This is a genomic window from Chloroherpetonaceae bacterium, assembly GCA_025056565.1.
GTDB lineage: Bacteria > Bacteroidota > Chlorobiia > Chlorobiales > Thermochlorobacteraceae > Thermochlorobacter.
The window spans coordinates 295,677-311,312 of record JANWWA010000001.1; the positions used below are offsets into that span (position 1 = coordinate 295,677).

15 protein-coding genes are annotated in these 15,636 nt (G+C 49.9%); 12 read left to right on the top strand and 3 right to left on the bottom strand.

Annotated elements, in window-relative coordinates; genetic code table 11:
• Positions 1-20: 20 nt before the first annotated feature.
• Together pbpC and NZM05_01325 are read left to right on the top strand one after the other, a co-directional pair.
• Positions 21-2,453 carry a penicillin-binding protein 1C gene (gene pbpC / locus NZM05_01320; GenBank protein ID MCS7012258.1) on the top strand — a complete coding sequence of 811 codons (2,433 nt, stop codon included), beginning with the start codon at positions 21-23 and terminating at the stop codon, positions 2,451-2,453.
• 75 nt (positions 2,454-2,528) lie between these two features.
• On the top strand, positions 2,529-2,969 hold the full coding sequence (locus NZM05_01325) for a hypothetical protein (protein ID MCS7012259.1): 441 nt from the start codon (positions 2,529-2,531) through the stop codon (positions 2,967-2,969).
• 70 nt (positions 2,970-3,039) lie between these two features.
• Here NZM05_01325 and NZM05_01330 read toward each other — a convergent pair whose 3' ends face one another.
• Positions 3,040-3,861: a CHAD domain-containing protein gene (locus NZM05_01330; GenBank protein MCS7012260.1), complete on the bottom strand. Its 822-nt coding sequence runs from the start codon at positions 3,859-3,861 to the stop codon at positions 3,040-3,042.
• A gap of 300 nt (positions 3,862-4,161) precedes the next feature.
• On the opposite strand from NZM05_01330, the gene NZM05_01335 reads away from it, so the two are divergent.
• The 3 genes from NZM05_01335 (at position 4,162) to NZM05_01345 (ending at position 7,622) form a co-directional block, all read left to right on the top strand.
• Entirely contained in the window at positions 4,162-6,180 is a 2,019-nt protein-coding gene (locus tag NZM05_01335) for a TonB-dependent receptor (GenBank protein MCS7012261.1), read from the top strand.
• A 146-nt stretch (positions 6,181-6,326) separates the two neighbouring features.
• Positions 6,327-6,806, top strand: a complete 480-nt coding sequence (locus NZM05_01340) for a hypothetical protein (GenBank protein ID MCS7012262.1) — start codon at positions 6,327-6,329, stop codon at positions 6,804-6,806.
• Positions 6,807-7,004: 198 nt separating this feature from the next.
• Positions 7,005-7,622, top strand: coding sequence for an HmuY family protein (locus NZM05_01345; protein MCS7012263.1), 618 nt, complete (start codon positions 7,005-7,007; stop codon positions 7,620-7,622).
• Between the two features lie 5 nt (positions 7,623-7,627).
• On the opposite strand, the gene NZM05_01350 is transcribed toward NZM05_01345, so the two are convergent.
• A complete protein-coding gene (locus tag NZM05_01350; protein MCS7012264.1) occupies positions 7,628-8,098 on the bottom strand; it encodes a retroviral-like aspartic protease family protein in 471 nt (156 codons plus the stop codon).
• Between the two features lie 9 nt (positions 8,099-8,107).
• Between NZM05_01350 and NZM05_01355 the strand changes: the two genes are divergently transcribed.
• The 6 genes from NZM05_01355 to NZM05_01380 all read left to right on the top strand — a co-directional run bounded on the left by NZM05_01355 (position 8,108) and on the right by NZM05_01380 (position 12,831).
• On the top strand, positions 8,108-9,115 hold the full coding sequence (locus NZM05_01355; GenBank protein MCS7012265.1) for a hypothetical protein: 1,008 nt from the start codon (positions 8,108-8,110) through the stop codon (positions 9,113-9,115).
• Between the two features lie 376 nt (positions 9,116-9,491).
• On the top strand, positions 9,492-10,016 hold the full coding sequence (locus NZM05_01360) for a flavodoxin (GenBank protein ID MCS7012266.1): 525 nt from the start codon (positions 9,492-9,494) through the stop codon (positions 10,014-10,016).
• Between the two features lie 18 nt (positions 10,017-10,034).
• Positions 10,035-10,382 (top strand): hypothetical protein, encoded by a 348-nt coding sequence (locus tag NZM05_01365; GenBank protein ID MCS7012267.1) that lies wholly within the window; start codon positions 10,035-10,037, stop codon positions 10,380-10,382.
• 212 nt (positions 10,383-10,594) lie between these two features.
• Positions 10,595-11,776 (top strand): PepSY domain-containing protein, encoded by a 1,182-nt coding sequence (locus NZM05_01370; GenBank protein MCS7012268.1) that lies wholly within the window; start codon positions 10,595-10,597, stop codon positions 11,774-11,776.
• Between the two features lie 149 nt (positions 11,777-11,925).
• On the top strand, positions 11,926-12,261 hold the full coding sequence (locus NZM05_01375) for a hypothetical protein (protein MCS7012269.1): 336 nt from the start codon (positions 11,926-11,928) through the stop codon (positions 12,259-12,261).
• Between the two features lie 63 nt (positions 12,262-12,324).
• Positions 12,325-12,831, top strand: coding sequence for a GAF domain-containing protein (locus NZM05_01380; protein MCS7012270.1), 507 nt, complete (start codon positions 12,325-12,327; stop codon positions 12,829-12,831).
• Here NZM05_01380 and thpR read toward each other — a convergent pair.
• Positions 12,826-13,446, bottom strand: coding sequence for an RNA 2',3'-cyclic phosphodiesterase (thpR, locus tag NZM05_01385; GenBank protein MCS7012271.1), 621 nt, complete (start codon positions 13,444-13,446; stop codon positions 12,826-12,828). The two genes, NZM05_01380 and thpR, sit on opposite strands and share 6 nt — an antisense overlap.
• A gap of 64 nt (positions 13,447-13,510) precedes the next feature.
• Here thpR and NZM05_01390 point away from each other — a divergent pair, with 64 nt between their 5' ends.
• A complete protein-coding gene (locus NZM05_01390; GenBank protein MCS7012272.1) occupies positions 13,511-15,622 on the top strand; it encodes a M1 family metallopeptidase in 2,112 nt (703 codons plus the stop codon).
• Positions 15,623-15,636: the final 14 nt, after the last annotated feature.

Consider the following 15,636-nt stretch of genomic DNA (forward strand, 5'->3'; position numbering starts at 1 on the left):
AACTCAACTCCAAGCGAAGCATGCGACGCATCTATGTGCTGTTGATGATTCCTCTGGCGCTGCCTGTGCTGTATGTGCTTTTGCCGCTCTCAAAGCATGAGCTTGCGCAGACGCTTCAACCCTCCATTCGCATCTATGACCGCAACGGACTTCTTTTGCGGGAAGTCCTCAGTGATGAATCTAGCGTGGTGCAGCGCGTCTCACTTAGAGAGTTGCCGCCCTATCTTCCCCAAGCGTTTATCGCTATTGAAGACAAAAATTTCTACTCGCACATCGGCATTGATTTCGGCGCGCTGCTACGTGCAGCGTGGCAAAATCTTACTGCACTGCGCGTCGTCTCTGGCGCAAGCACCATCACGCAACAGACAGCCCGCTTGATTTTGCGCGCAGAGCGCAGTTTGCTCGATAAACTCTGGGTTGTGCTTTTTGCTCTTCGGATGGAACTCTATCTTTCAAAGGACGACATTTTAGAGGAGTATCTTAACCGTGCGCCTTTTGGCAACCAAACCTTTGGGGTTGCTGCAGCATCGGAGCGATATTTTCAAAAGCCGCCTTCTCAACTCACGCTTGCTGAAGCCGCATTGCTTGCAGGCTTGCCACAGTCGCCTTCGCGCTACAATCCCTTTCACTCCTTTGCGACAGCCCGAAAGCGGCAAGAAGAAGTTTTGCGCCGACTGTTCGCCTTAGGCTTCATTAGCGAAAAAGAGCTGCATGATGCGCTCGAGCAACCTCTCTTTGAGCCAGCTGGTCAGCTTGCTTGTGCCAAGCGTGCGTTTCTTGCTCCCCACTTTGTGGATGCGCTTCTAATGCGTGGCATGGTGCCTTCTGCACCGCGTCCTGCTGCCGTCTACACCACATTAGATTTGCCGCTGCAAGAAGCCTGCGAGCGATATGTGCGCGACCACCTTCGACGCTTGCGCTTTCACCACGTTACCAATGCGGCGGCTATCGTGATGGATAATCACACGGGTGATATTCTTGCAATGGTTGGTTCAGCCGACTATTTCAACAAGGAGATTAATGGGGCTTACAACGGCGCATTGGCAGCTCGCCAGCCCGGGTCTGCCTTGAAGCCGTTTGCCTACGCATTGGCGCTTGAGAAGGGAATGACGGCTTCCACCCTTTTGCCCGATTTGCCACTTTCATTTCCCATTGAGGCGCCTCAGAACCCCGACGGCGTTCCTGAAACCTTCTTTCCGCAAAACTTTGACAAAAAATTTCACGGTCCTGTGCGTCTGCGCCAAGCGTTGGCTTGTTCTTACAATGTTACCGCAGTGAAGGTTTTGGAGTATGTCGGCGTGGAAAATTTCTATGCCCTACTTAAATCGCTTGGTTTTACCACGCTGACTTCTGACCCTACGCATTACGGCTTAGGGCTGACCTTAGGCAGCAGCGAGGTTCGGCTGCTTGAGATGGTGCGGGCTTATTCGATTTTTGTGCGTGGCGGTCGGTTTCTGCCCGAGCGATGGGTCATGCGCCTTGTCCAACCCAATGGCGACACCATTTATCTTGCGCCTGCTCAGCCCAGCGAAAAGCGATACCTCTCGCCCGAGGTCAGTTACCTTGTGGCTGATATTCTTAGCGACAATGCAGCACGCCGACCTGCCTTTGGCGCTAATTCCGTCTTGCGCTTCCCCTTTGCGACGCTTTGCAAAACAGGCACGACAAAGGACTTTCGCGATAACTGGACCTTTGGCGCAACGGAAGACTTTACCGTTGGCGTTTGGGTCGGCAACTTTGACGGTTCGCCCATGCAGAATGTGTCTGGCGTCGATGGCGCTGGTCCTATCATGCGGGATATTATGATGCACCTTTTCAAAACTTATCCTGACAGGCAAGGCTTTCAGAAGGCTGAGTTTGATATGCCTGCGACCATCAAGGTGCGCAAAGTGTGCCCACTTTCTGGCGACCTTGTGTGTGAGCATTGTCCCAGTGCAATAGAGGAAAAATTCATCTTTGACCACTTGCCTAAACGGCGATGCACCATTCACCGCCTTTTTAGAATTGACACCCGCAACGGCGCACTGGCCACGCCGCACACGCCCCGAGAATTTGTTCGCGAAACGGTGTTTGAAGATTATCCGCCTGAATATCGTGCGTGGGCAGCGGCACAGCATAGACCCCTTCCTCCCCGCATGTTCTCCTTGCTTGATGACTCGCTTCATTTGGCGCAAGATGCAGCGCCGCACGAACCCAAAATCGCCTACCCTGTCTCAGACATGATGTTTGCACGCGACAAAGACCTGCGTGCCAATTTTCAAGCCATCGTTTTCAGAGCGCTTGTGCCGAATGGGGCACACACAATTGAGTGGATTTTAGACGGCGAAAAGCTGGGCGAAAGCAACGCTGAAAAGCCAGAGTGGCTCTGGCCTATACGCACAGGACGGCATCGCTTAGAAGCGATTGTGGATGGCCGGCGTAGCGCTCCTGTTACCTTTACCGTGATTGAGTAGCGCTGGGCATACCTACACTTTTTGCTTTCTCTTACCAGAGTTTTTGTGCAGTTTATCATCTTAACGGAGCCAACTATGACCGAGAGAAACGACCGAACTGAAAAAGTCATTGAGCTGCTCATGAAGTATCTGGACGAAGATGCCTTCATTGAGCTTGCTCGCATTTCTGCCGATATGGAACGCCGTCTTGCTGAAACTCCCAATCCCACGATGGAACGCGTGCAGCAGACAATTGCCGATTTTTTCCGTCAGCGCGGCGAAGACGACACATTTATCCGCAACTGGCTCTTGCAAGCTGAGCAGCACTGCCAGAGCTATGGCTTGCCGAGCGAGGCGATTCCTGCCGCTATGCTTGCAGACTTTGGGCTTTTCCGCTATATGGAATTTTTGTATGCGCACGGCATGTCAGAAGAAGAAATTATGGATGTATTTGCGAATGCTGCAGAAGAGCGGTATGAACTACGCATCAACGGTATGGTGATTCCTACCAAAGAGCCGCCCAAATCTTCATCTTAGGCGTGAGCAAAGCGTAGTGTGTTCTCTGATGGGGCATTGCCGTGCCGCGATTTTACGCATTGCATGCGCACTACTTCGGATACGCTTTTAGCAAGAATGAGAGTTTCTCACACATTGCCTCATATCGCTTTCGCTTACGCTGCTCAATTTCTTTTAGGAGCAATTTGAGCTGGCGTCGCTCATTTGTGCCTTTGCCTAAAAGCTCTTCTCGAAAAGTGCGCACCCGTCTTTCAAGTTGGTAGAGGTCATGCCACTTGCCAAGCAGTGAATTTAGGTCTTCTAATTCTCTGTGATGACGGAACGCAAAGGTCTGAGACACAGGCACCACTTCCAACCAGTAGAAAAGCCGCTTTAGCTCCTTGCGCAATTCGTGCAAAGCCTCAGCATCACGGCTCGAGGCGGGCATTTTCACGTTTTCCCATAGCGCTTGCACTTCATCTTGCATGGCCTGCACCGTCTGCGCCGAAAGCATCTTGCCTAAGCCTTGTGGCTCAGCCAGCAGTAGCCACTCATTTTCCGAAATAGGTAGAAGCGCAAACATTTTGCGTAGGTATCGCGCGCTTGCTTGCAGCGCAATCTTCAGATACGCTTCAAACAGTGGGAATCGATACTCCAACTGTCGGCTGAATGTTTGGAGCAACTGAGTTGCATTGTAGGCATCGCGGCATGCACCGGCTGTGCGATAGAGTGTGGCAAACGGCGCAACCGAGACCCTCAGTGATGTATGCATCACTTTATCTGCCAACCTTGCATAGCTACGCAATTTCTTCATTGCAACCCTTGCATCGTGAATCGCAGGGTGGCTTAGGCGACGCTCAAGAAGCGCAACTTTCTGGTGAAAACGCTCAGCCTCTTTTTGCCAGTGCGGCAGAAGTGAAGACCCATTGCTCATCGTTTAGCCCTCCAGAAGAAAAGGAATCTAATGCTTGCATATCCACCTTCAAAGTTTTTGCTCCCTCATCTGTGAGCTTTGACTACGCTTAGGCAAGCGATTTGGAGAGAATTAACTTTTTTATTAAAGTAGACTAAGTCTAAATAAGTGAAAACATTGTGCAGCTTGCATCGGCTTTGCGTGCAGTGCACAAAGATATCCAGAAAGGTTATGCAGCATATTAGTCTATGGGCATCTTGTAGCATTTGCGTGATACTTGCTTGCGCAGTTTCTGCAGCTGCACAAGCTCAGCCTGATTCTTTGGCAATAGACTCGCTGAACACGCACAGTGCCAAAGAAGTGGTCGTCACGGCAACGCGCTCAGAGAAAGAGTTGGAGGATGTGGCGCTGCCCGTAACGGTGATTTCAAAAAAACGCATTGAGCAACAAGGCGCGATGCGTCTGAGCGAAGTCCTTGAGGAACAAACGGGACTGGTGATTATGCATGACCATGGCACGGGCGTGCAAATGCAAGGCTTTTCACCCGCTTACACGCTCATTCTCATTGACGGCGAACCTGTCATTGGACGCACCGCTGGCACGCTGGAACTTACACGCTTTACAGTCGCCAACATCGAGCGCATTGAAATTGTCAAAGGTCCATCGTCTTCGCTCTTTGGCAGCGAAGCGCTGGGCGGCGTCATCAACATCATCACCAAACAAGCCGAAGAGCCGTTCAAAGCAAAGCTGAACACGAGATATGGCACGTTCGACGCTGCAGACCTTAGCGCGATTCTGGAAGGCTCAACGGGCAATCTTTCTGCCTCGCTCATCATCAATCGCAATAGTTCAAGCGGTTACGACCTTACGCCCGAAACCGAAAGCCGCACTACGCCTGAATTTTACAACTACACACTCAACCCGAAACTCTGCTACAAATTCAGTGACGCTACGACGCTTGCGCTTGCAGTGCGCTGGCTTGTAGAGTCGCAGCGTGGCATTGCACAGTCAGGCATGCGTCTTGTTGATTCCAAAGAATCGCTTCTCGATTGGAACGCTTCGGCAAACTTCACGCACAAATTTTCGCCCTTCGTGAAAACCAGTCTGCGCCTCTATGGCTCGCGCTACGACAATCGCTTCACCAATACATTCCGCGACGACGGTAGCGTCTTTTTCTCAGGCGCATTTGATCAACGAATGCTAAAAATTGAGTCGCAAACCGATTGGGTGATAGGCGTCAGTAACATTCTCACCATTGGCGCAGGCTACATTGATGAAGGCGTCGCCGCCGATAGAATCGCAGGCGGCTCTCGCGCAATGAACACTGCCTACCTCTATGCGCAAAACGAATTCATTCCGTTTTCTTGGCTCAATCTTACCGCCAGTTTTCGCTTCGATAGAAACAGCGATTTCGGCTCGCAACTCTCGCCGCGCATCGCCGCGCTCTACAAGGCAACCGAATGGCTTTCCATTCGCGCCTCCGTTGGCAGCGGGTTCAAAGCGCCCACATTCCAACAACTTTACTTGGACTTCACCAATGCCGCAGCGGGTTACAGCGTCTTTGGCTCAACCAACGTGCGCGAGTCGTTTCGACGTTTGCAAGAGCAGGGTTTGATTCAGGGCATCTTGCTTGACCCCAGTCAATTAGAGCCAATTCGCGCCGAAAGCTCACTTGCCTTCAATGTGGGCGCAGATATGTCGCCCGCAAAATTCCTTTCGTTCAAGATCAACGTCTTTCGCAACAACGTGCGCGACTTAATTGACACGCAGCCTATTGCAGTGCGCACGGGCGGTGGAAACATCTTCACCTACTTCAATCTCAACCGCGTCTTTACCGAAGGCATTGAGACAGAACTCGCCGTGAAACTGTTTCCAAGTCTCACGCTTTCGGCGGGTTATCAATTCGTCAATGCCAAAGACGAAGGCGTGCTCGAGAAAATTCGCGCAGGCAGAATCGGTCGCACCGCAGGCGATGTCTTGAATCCCGTTTTCGTTCCGATTACTGAATCACAGTATGGCGGTCTCTTTGGTCGCTCGAACCATCTCTTGAATGTGAAACTGCTCTACGAAAACGAAGAGATGGGACTCAGCGCGTTCCTTCGCGGCGTGATTCGCTCGCGCTATGGTTTCCAAGACCGCAACGGGAACTTGATTTTAGACGACGATAGCGAATACGCGCCCGGCTACGCGATTTGGGACATCACGATAAACCAAAAACTCTGGGCGGGCTTTAGCGCGCAGATAGGCGTAGACAACATCTTCAATCAAACTGACCCGTTCTACACGCCCTTCTTGCCCGGACGAATTTGGTTCGTGGGCGTGCGTTGGGAGAGTTTCTAATGCAGTTGGCATGCCTCACCCCCGATTCCGACTCTGGTCGGAATCGTTCTCCTCTCCTTTGCAAGGAGAGGGGTTAGGGGTGAGGTCTAAGCAGATTGCCAAACATCTCTTGCAGCAATAGCTAACAACTCAAAACGACAATCACAATGACAAATGCGATTTCAACTTGCCGCATTCAACTCTCGCTCCTGTGGCTCTTGATGGTCGTGGGCATGATGCTCCACTTCGACTATCACGTGAGCGGCATTTTCTACGGCATTGACCTCAAACGCCCAAACGCAACGGGTGAATTTCCGCCAACGATTTGGCTCGTTCGCTTCGTCTTTCAGATTGCGCCAATGATGGCAGTTACATTTCTGCTCTTCTTTGAAGTGCAGTGGTTTCGTGTGGCACACTTTGGCGTGAGCGTTCTCTACACACTTGCCCACGCTTCGCACCTCATTCGTGAGTTTGAAAAGCCCGATATGTCGCAAATGAATTTGCTCTCTCTGGTTTTGGTTGTGAGCGTGCTTTTGAATGTGGTCTCGTGGCGATGGCTCAAAGAAGGCAAAGGTCAAACGCTTAAAGCTGAAAGTCCAGAACTGAGGGAATCTAAACTTGCAAAAGAATCAGCAACCGTGAGTTAAGCGACGCACAAAACAAAAAGCGAAGCGCGCGTGCAGGGCGCGCTCCGCTGAAACGCAAAAACGTGCAAAGAACCCGCATCGCGGATTGGCTAAACGCAAAGGGGCTTCTTGCAGAGGGGCTTGCTGACCCGTCTCTCGTTTTTGCGAAAGGAAATTACAAACGAAAATCTTGAAACGAATCTAAACTCAGTAGGAACTATGAAGTTCAACATTTTCCGATTGATAGGGTTTGCTGCATTCTCAGCTGCGCTGGTCTCTTGTGGTGGTTCAGGCAGCGGTGGAACCAGTCCCAGTCAGCCAGCGGAACTGCCTGTGCGCATTGTGCGCAATTTACAAGCCGATACCGCCAACACGGGCAGATTTACCTTCTTTTCGCTGCGAGATAGCTCCATTGTGCCCAACTCCGATTCAGCCACCACTCGCTGGGATATTGCCTTTCGCGCCACGACAGTCATCATCAATGGCGGTCCCATTCGCTTTGGTCGTGGTGGTGCAATCGTTCTAACAGGCACCGATTTCAATGCGCTTGCAGAACTACCTGAAACAGGTTGGCGCGTGGACTCTTCGGCAGCAAGTCTTGCAATTCCCGTTGGCAGCGACCGTGCGTGGTATAACTACAACCAAGCCACCAACGTGATTTCGCCGATTCCGGGTGTCGTTCTGGGGATTCGCACGGCAGACGGGCGATTCGCCAAACTGCAAATTCTGAGCTACTACCTTGGTGCGCCACAAAATCCTGACGGGTTCAGAGACCGCGCAAGGGTCTATACCTTCCGCTATGTCTTTCAGCCCGATGGTTCGCGGCGCGTGAAGTAGAAGCATCAGAGGCAGTCAATCACCCATTTTCCTTCGTTGGCAGGATTGGGAATTACTTTCTGTTCTTTGGCATCAATGAGCAAATCCATCGCTTCCAGCGCAAGGTAGCCCAGCAGGGGCGGCGTGCCATCATCGGGAAGTTCCATCACGTCGAGATTCGCGTCGCGGTCAAAAATCTTGATGTTTACGGGGCTGAAAATGCTGCGCTTCACAATCCCGTTTGCCGTGCGCACATCTTTCTCTTTTTGCTTTACCAGTCCAAGCGCTTCAATCATTCGCTTCGGCAGGCAGATGTATGCAGCACCTGTGTCAACCACAAACTCGACCTCCAGCGAGCGAACCTTCTCGATGGGCAACTTGCCTTCTTGGGCTTGGACAAGGTCAGCGCTGTTTTGGAGAAAAGCGGTTTGCTTCACTCGTCCCATTTCCATTGTCGTCTCTTTGAATTTTGGTTCTAACTCGTCAACTTCAAACATCGTTACGCTATGAAACGCTTAACCGTCTTTTCAATGCTACTCATTTTTGCTGGTTCACTTTTTGCGCAAGCAAAGAAACCTGCGTCAAAATCTGACTTAGCGAAAGCTAAAGATGCTGCCGCAATGAGCAAAAAAGAACAAGACAAACAAGCCATCAAAGCGATGGCGGGCACATACTTTGTAGATTTTCGCTATGCAGAAACCTTCGCTGAAGACCCCGACTACAAGCTCAAAGAGCCGTATCGCGCCAGCGGCTTAGAATGCATCGTGATTGATGAAGAGACAGATAACAAAATCTCGCTCCTTCATCTCTTAATTGTAGAAGATTCCAAAGGCGAAAAATCCATCATTAAGCACTGGCGCGAAGATTGGATTTATGAATGCACAGATCTCTACTCTTTTGACCACAATCTTACTTGGCGATATCGGAAACTCTCACCTGAAGAAGCAAAAGGCAGGTGGGTGCAGAAGGTTTACTCGGTCGATGACAGTCCGCGCTATGAAGGCATTGGCACATGGGTTCATGTCGACGGGAAGCATTACTGGGAATCGGAAGCTGATGCGCCGCTCCCGCGCCGCGAATACACGAAGCGCAGCGATTACAATGTGCTTCGCCGTCGCAACCGGCATATTCTCACAGACTACGGTTTTCTGCACGAACAAGATAACCTCAAAATCGTTCGCACAGCGGGTGCACCTGACACCGTGCTGGTAGCAGAGAAAGGGCTGAATATGTATAAGCGCGTTGAGGATGCCACGATGGGCAACCCTGCAAAAGAATGGTGGGACAAACACCGACCGTTCTGGCGTGAAGTATTGGCTGTCTGGAACGATATCTATGCACAGCAGCGCGACATTGCTTTCAAGGAAAAAGATGGCGATGGCAAACTGGCTGCAGCTTTGTTCAAACTGGATGAAGAAAGTTTCAAGCAGGGCAGAAAACCAAGTGATGTTCGTGCTGAAATTCGCTCTCTCATTGAGCAGCATTTTCATGCAGTGCAGGTTGGCGCAAGGTAATATGCAAGCTGTTGAGGACGTCTTGAAAGTGATTGAGCAGTTGCGGCTATTTCTTATGCTCGTAGCGTTTGCACTTAGCGTAGTGGGTGGCAGCGGCGTTTTGCTCTATCTTGCGTTGCTCCGAAGTGTGCTGACAAAAAACCAGTGCTGCCGCTCCTCCTACGCTGCAAACCAAGTGCCGCCAAATGATCTTGCATGGCGTAGTAAATCGTCTGGGTCAAACATTTCGGAATGCCACCTATATCAGTGTAGCCAGCACTTTTTCTATGGTTTTTCATTGAATTAGCACGCCCCTTTTAAGGCACTAAGTCACTCTTGGAAAATTCAATTTTTACTCTTAAATAGACTTAGTCTAATTAAAAAAATTTATCACACTATGGGTTACATCGGGCTTTTCTACGGGACGCAGACGGGCAACACGGAGCTTGTTGCTCAGAAAATCCAGCAAGAGTTGGGTGCAGACCTTGTCGATCTCTACAATGTCAAGCATGCGACGGCGGACGATATGGCGCAATACAGTATCCTCATTCTTGCTGCGCCGACTTGGTATGATGGAGAGATGCAGGCTGACTGGGAAGATTTTATGCCACAGCTCGAGTCGCTTGATTTTACGGACAAGTATGTCGGCTTCGTTGCGCTGGGCGACCAAGTTGGCTACTCGCAATACTTCGTGGATTCTATCGGCGTGATTGCTGACGCCGTCGTCTCGCGTGGCGCACAGGTCTTTGGGCTTTGGCCCCGTGATGGCTACCAGTTCGAGTCTTCAAAAGGACTCTATGACGACAAACACTTTTGGGGACTTGTTCTTGACTTCGAGAACCAAAGTAACCTCACCGACAAACGCATCAAGCAATGGTGCATGCAAATCCGTGAAGAACTTGGCATTGAAGCAAAACCGTAGAGAAAGGAGCGTCTAAATATGCATCAACACGCAGTGTGCCTATTTGAGACGGAGCATGGCGCTATTTTTTTCTGCAAAGATTGCGGCACGATTCACTTGGAGTTTGGCAATGTCATCTTGGAATTTACGATGCAGGGCTTTGAGACATTCTGCGACAGTCTAAACACAGTAGATTTTGCCAAGTGCGAGCAGATGAATCACAGCTATCTCTACCGCCGCAAGCTCATCTTGTCGTTTGAGCGTGCCTCTATTAAGGCCGCTTTCTATCTCCACGAAATTCATCAGCTTCAAGAACTGGCGCGCGGGGCTGCTTTTATGCTCGCACAGCGTCAGCTCTGCGAGGCTGCACAGGCACGGCTGAATTAGTCTCTCCGGTTTGTTCTTTCTGTTCTTTTGTCCTCCGTTCTGTTGCTGTTGTTATAGACGCTGTTCTTTTTAGTGTGATGTCTGTTCTTTCACTTGTTGAAGTTGCTATGCTGTGTTCTTTCTGAGCATACTACGACGAGGGCGCTCTGATGCACTCTCTGCATTAGAGCCCCTGTCTTTTTTCCGTGCAACACCAATCATCTCCGTAAACTATGAAGAAAAATTTGATGAAGGGGCTTACTGCCAAAGTTTTTTCGCTCCACTCTTGGCTTGGGGTTTTCGCAGGCACCTTTATGATTGTAATCGGCCTGACAGGCTCACTCATTGTTTTCTCTGATGAACTTAACGAATTGATTTATCGTGAGCAAGCCTTTATTGTGCCAGAAGGTGAGCCAAAATCATTTGATGCTTTGCTATCTGCACTATACCAGCAATATCCTGACGCAAAAGTCTTGCGTCTTACAAAAAGTGACTCGCCCAAGAAAGCCTACACCGCCGTGATGCAACTTGGCAAAGAACGGCTTTACACATACCTCAACCCATACACGGGTAAAGTTACTGGACAAATTGAAGTGCACTCACGTCTCACCAATTGGCTTTTGCGGTTGCACTTTACGCTACTTATGCGTCCTTTCGGCGATGGCATTGTGGCGCTCGTTGGTTTTTGCTTCATTGGACTTTCGCTCACAGGACTTTGGATTCAGCGCAAGTCGCTTTTCAGTGTCTACACGAAACCTATTCGCTGGAAAGCAGGCACAAAAGTCGCTTCGCATGATTTTCATTTACTCATTGGCTCAGCCTCCGTTTTGTTCTGCCTTGTGATGTCTATTACTGGGTTCTATATGATGCTTTACATCTTTGACCCTGAGTGGTGGCAAAGACAATTTGTAGCACGCTCATCAGAGCAAAAGTCTCAGCCTATTGTGCTTTCGCTCTCCACTGATTCGCTGATGAATGTTGCCAGAGGACTCATCTCAGACTTTGAACCTAAAAGTCTCATTTTGCCACAGAATGAAAAAGCCCCCATTCGTGTCTTGGGATATGCTACCTCCTCAAACCCTTTCTACAATGAACTCAGCAGCTATGTGAATTTTAAGCAAGATGGCACAGTGCTAAAGGTGCAGGACATCCGCACTGCCAGTTTTAGTGAGAAAGCTGATATGATGCTGCGTTCTATTCACTTTGGGCAGTTTGGTGGCATATTCGTAAAAATCATCTACTCGCTTGGCGGTTTTACACCTGCGATTCTCTCTGTTACAGGCCTTGTGCTTTGGTGGAAACGCCGAAGGAAGAACATATCTGTAATGCAACCGCAGCCATCGCCGAAGCCTACAGCTCTTCCGCTTAAACTTGCACCAGTAAAGCCAGCTGCGGCAACTCGTAAGCCTAGCTAAGTGCTCATCAGAAAGCCGCACTGCTTAGCTGCATCTTTTTGGTAAGGCTTACTGCGCTAGGTATTCCACTATTGCCGTGTGCTCCAGTCTGACGCACAGGAAGTGAGATTTGAAGTGATTCTGTATTTTTGGGCATCAACACTTTCATTATGCCCAAGATTGCACTTTTCATCACGGATTTGCTTTTCCAAAGTCAAGTGCGTGTTGCCATGCAAGGCAGTGATGCGGAGCTCATGTTTGTTAGCTCGCCCGATGCACTGCCCGCAGACACAACACCGACGCTTGCTGTCTTTGACCTTAGTTCTGGCAATCTTGCATTACTACGCGCATTTCGGGAGAAGTTTCCCGCTGTGCCGACTTTGGCTTTTCTGCCTCATATCCACACTGACCTCAAGGCACAAGCTGAAGCCTTAGGCTGCACTCGTGTTCTCTCTCGCTTTGAGTTTTCCAAAAACATTCGCCAGCTGCTTACCTCATTGCAATGAACGTTTTGACAAGCTCTTGCCGTTCAGGCAAAGTGCGTAGAGATATGAAAAACCACAACCAATATGATGTTTGAACTGACTGATACATCTAACTTAACTAAGACTGACCTTTACAAAACCCTTACAATGCAGCTTTATCACCTTCTCGAAGGTGAGCACGACTTTATTGCCAATGCTGCTAACTTTTCTGCCCTCTTATACCACACGATGCCCGACCTTAACTGGGCTGGTATTTACCTCTACAAGCAAGGCGAGCTGGTCTTAGGACCGTTTCAAGGCAAACCGGCTTGTACGCGCATTGCACTCGGCAAAGGCGTTTGTGGCACTGCCGCTGAGCGTAAGAAAACCATTATCGTGCCGAATGTGCACGAGTTTCCTGGGCATATCGCGTGCGATAGCGCCTCGAACTCTGAAATTGTGGTGCCAATGATAAGAAGCGGTCAGCTCATTGGCGTGTTAGACTTGGATAGCCCACTTTTGGCACGCTTCGATGAAGAGGACAAAGCTGGCTTAGAAAACTTGGTTGAGGTCTTTTTGGCTTCTACTCTTGGCCAGCAGCAGACATCATAAAAGCGGCACAGTGCATAGCGATATGTCAGCCAAAGGTGTGTAAATTGGTCCCTGTGGCGTTAGGCGGCTCTCAATCAAAGTGAAGGAACTCACTGGCTGGCAGCCGAGTATCGGGTTACCTGCTTTTTGGAGCGCAAGTCCAAGGTCTTTGCTGTAGCGTCCATCTCGCACACGTCCCAGCGTCAAGTGCGGCGAAAACGGGCGCGCTGACTTTGCAAATCCATGCTCTGCAACTTCCTCTTCAAGCCTTGCTGCCAGCGCTGCGAGCTGTTCTTTGCCTTCCTCAATGCCGACCCATATCGTCTCAGGACGCCACAGCGACGGAAAAGCCCCTAGGCCGGCTACCGTGATGTTGAACGCGGTCATACTCGCCGCTCGTCGGCAGGCTTGCTCCAGTGCCAGCACGGCTTCCATCTTCACCTCGCCTAAGAATTTGAGCGTAAAGTGCAGATTTTGCCGCTCTACCCATTTGACGGCTTGCGCTGGACAGTGCTGCATGAGGTTCTGCTGCAGTGCTTCGGCTCGCTCCCTCAATGGTTCACTGAGCCAAATACCTACAAATGCGCGAATTTTGAGAGAGTGGGCACGCGCAGCACTTTTTAACTTGGTTTGCACAAGATTTTCTGAAATTTTTAACTTCTTTTTTCAAACTGTAACTAATCAAATTAACACAAATTCAATGAAACACAGGGTATTTATTTCGCTGTTGCTGAGTTGGTGCATCGTAGGGGCTATTCAAGTCGCTTGGGCACAGCGCTGGATTAACGCCGCTTACGATAGCACCCGCACCAATCGCTCCATTTTCCGGCCCTTAGAGGATGCGCCTACACCAAATGAATACCGCACGGCAAGCGGTCGCCCCGGATACCGATATTGGCAGCAGCGCGTCGACTACGACATCAAAGCCACACTCGACACGGTCGAGCACAAAGTCATCGGTTCAGAGCGCATTACATACTACAACAACTCACCTGACGAACTGCCCTTTCTCTGGATACAGCTTGACCAAAACCTTAACTCCATAGAGCACAGCCGCACCTATCAATCGCGCCCTGCGCTCCCGTCCAAAATTGGCGAGCGATTCCGTCGCTTTATTGACATTGATAACTTTGATGGCGGCCACAAGGTTACGCGGGTGCAACTTGTTGATGCAAAAGGTAAGCTCATTGATGCCAAAACCTATATCAACGGCACGATGATGAAGGTAACGCTTTTGCAACCTCTAAAGCCCAAAGAAAAAGTGCAGTTGGAAATTGACTGGTCATATCGAATCCCTGACAACGGTCGTGGCGCTAAGGAGCTTGTACGTGATGGCTGGCTGTATGAAATTGCGCAATGGTTTCCACGCCTTTGTGTCTATGATGATGTCAATGGCTGGCAAACTGACCAATACTTAGGCACAGGCGAGTTTTATCTTAATTTTGGCAACTATAATGTGGAAATTACTGTGCCATGGAACCACATCGTTCAAGCTACTGGCGTTTTGCAAAATCCAAATGAAACGCTGACGGCAGAACAGCAGCGCCGCCTAAAGGAGGCTTTCCAGTCCGAGACCCCAAAGTTTATTATTCGCCCCGATGAAGTGATGAAACCTGAAACCCGTCCTAAGCAAAGCGGCACGATTACTTGGAAGTTCAAGGCGGAAAATGTGCGCGACTTTGCTTGGGTGTCTTCTAAGACATATGTTTGGGATGCTGCTGGATTCAAATATGAACCAAATGGTCGGGTTATTGAGTGTCATTCCCTCTACCCTCGTGATGCGATGCCACTTTGGGACAAAGTCTCGACCAAAGCCATCATTCAAACAATGAAAACCTATGGGCGAATGGCGTTCCCATATCCGTATCCAAAAGCGGTTAATGTGCACGGACCCGTCTTTGGAATGGAATATCCAATGATTTGCTTCTGCGGTGCCCGACCTGCCCCTGATGGGTCTTACACGGAGCAGTTAGAAAATGCGCTGGTCGCCGTTACGATCCATGAAGTTGGGCACAACTGGTTTCCGATGATTGTCGCCACAGATGAGCGCAAGTATGGCTGGCTTGACGAGGGCTTGAATACTTTCTTAGAATACTACGCTTGCTTAGAATGGAATCCAAATTTTCCTGTGCGGCGCGGTCCAGCCAAGCTGATTGTGCCCTATATGCGCGACCCGAATCAAGTGCCGATTATGTCGCACTCTGATATTGTGCCAGACGGCACATATGGTAACAATGCCTACTCTAAGCCTGCGGCAGGACTGGTAATGCTGCGTGAAAATATCCTGACTCCACAAGTCTTCGATGAAGCTTTCCGTGACTACGCCCAAACTTGGGCTTTCAAACACCCTCAACCGCATGACTTTTTCCGAATGATAAATCAATCAGCTGGAGAAGACCTCTCGTGGTTCTGGCGTGGTTGGTTCTACACCACGCATTACAATGATCAAGCCATCGTCGAGGTTACGCAGCAACTGTCCGACTCTTTGCTTCCAGGCAGCGCTGCTACAAAAGGCAAATACTACTACCGCGTCAAGGTGAAGAACAAGGGTGGGCTTGTGCTACCGCTTGAAATGGAGGTTACATATGCCGATGGCTCGAAGGAGACAATGAAAATGCCGATAGATATTTGGCGAAAAGATGAAACTGAGTTTATCAAAGGCTTCTTCAGCAACAAGGAAGTAGAAAAAATTGTGATAGACCCCAGAGAAGTGTATGCTGATGTTGACCGCAGCGACAATGTTTGGGAACGCAGTAAAGCCAAGCCCGCCACGGTGCAGCCAAAAGAAGAACGCCCAACAAGACCGAATTAAATGATAATGTAATT

Coding starts and splice junctions, on each gene's coding strand:
- NZM05_01390 (MCS7012272.1), top strand. CDS start 13,511: ATGAAACACAGGGTATTTATTTCGCTGTTGCTGAGTTGGTGCATCGTA.
- NZM05_01370 (MCS7012268.1), top strand. CDS start 10,595: ATGAAGAAAAATTTGATGAAGGGGCTTACTGCCAAAGTTTTTTCGCTC.
- NZM05_01325 (MCS7012259.1), top strand. CDS start 2,529: ATGACCGAGAGAAACGACCGAACTGAAAAAGTCATTGAGCTGCTCATG.
- NZM05_01360 (MCS7012266.1), top strand. CDS start 9,492: ATGGGTTACATCGGGCTTTTCTACGGGACGCAGACGGGCAACACGGAG.
- NZM05_01350 (MCS7012264.1), bottom strand. CDS start 8,098: ATGTTTGAAGTTGACGAGTTAGAACCAAAATTCAAAGAGACGACAATG.
- NZM05_01375 (MCS7012269.1), top strand. CDS start 11,926: ATGCCCAAGATTGCACTTTTCATCACGGATTTGCTTTTCCAAAGTCAA.
- NZM05_01345 (MCS7012263.1), top strand. CDS start 7,005: ATGAAGTTCAACATTTTCCGATTGATAGGGTTTGCTGCATTCTCAGCT.
- NZM05_01330 (MCS7012260.1), bottom strand. CDS start 3,861: ATGAGCAATGGGTCTTCACTTCTGCCGCACTGGCAAAAAGAGGCTGAG.
- NZM05_01365 (MCS7012267.1), top strand. CDS start 10,035: ATGCATCAACACGCAGTGTGCCTATTTGAGACGGAGCATGGCGCTATT.
- NZM05_01340 (MCS7012262.1), top strand. CDS start 6,327: ATGACAAATGCGATTTCAACTTGCCGCATTCAACTCTCGCTCCTGTGG.
- pbpC (MCS7012258.1), top strand. CDS start 21: ATGCGACGCATCTATGTGCTGTTGATGATTCCTCTGGCGCTGCCTGTG.
- NZM05_01380 (MCS7012270.1), top strand. CDS start 12,325: ATGATGTTTGAACTGACTGATACATCTAACTTAACTAAGACTGACCTT.
- NZM05_01355 (MCS7012265.1), top strand. CDS start 8,108: ATGAAACGCTTAACCGTCTTTTCAATGCTACTCATTTTTGCTGGTTCA.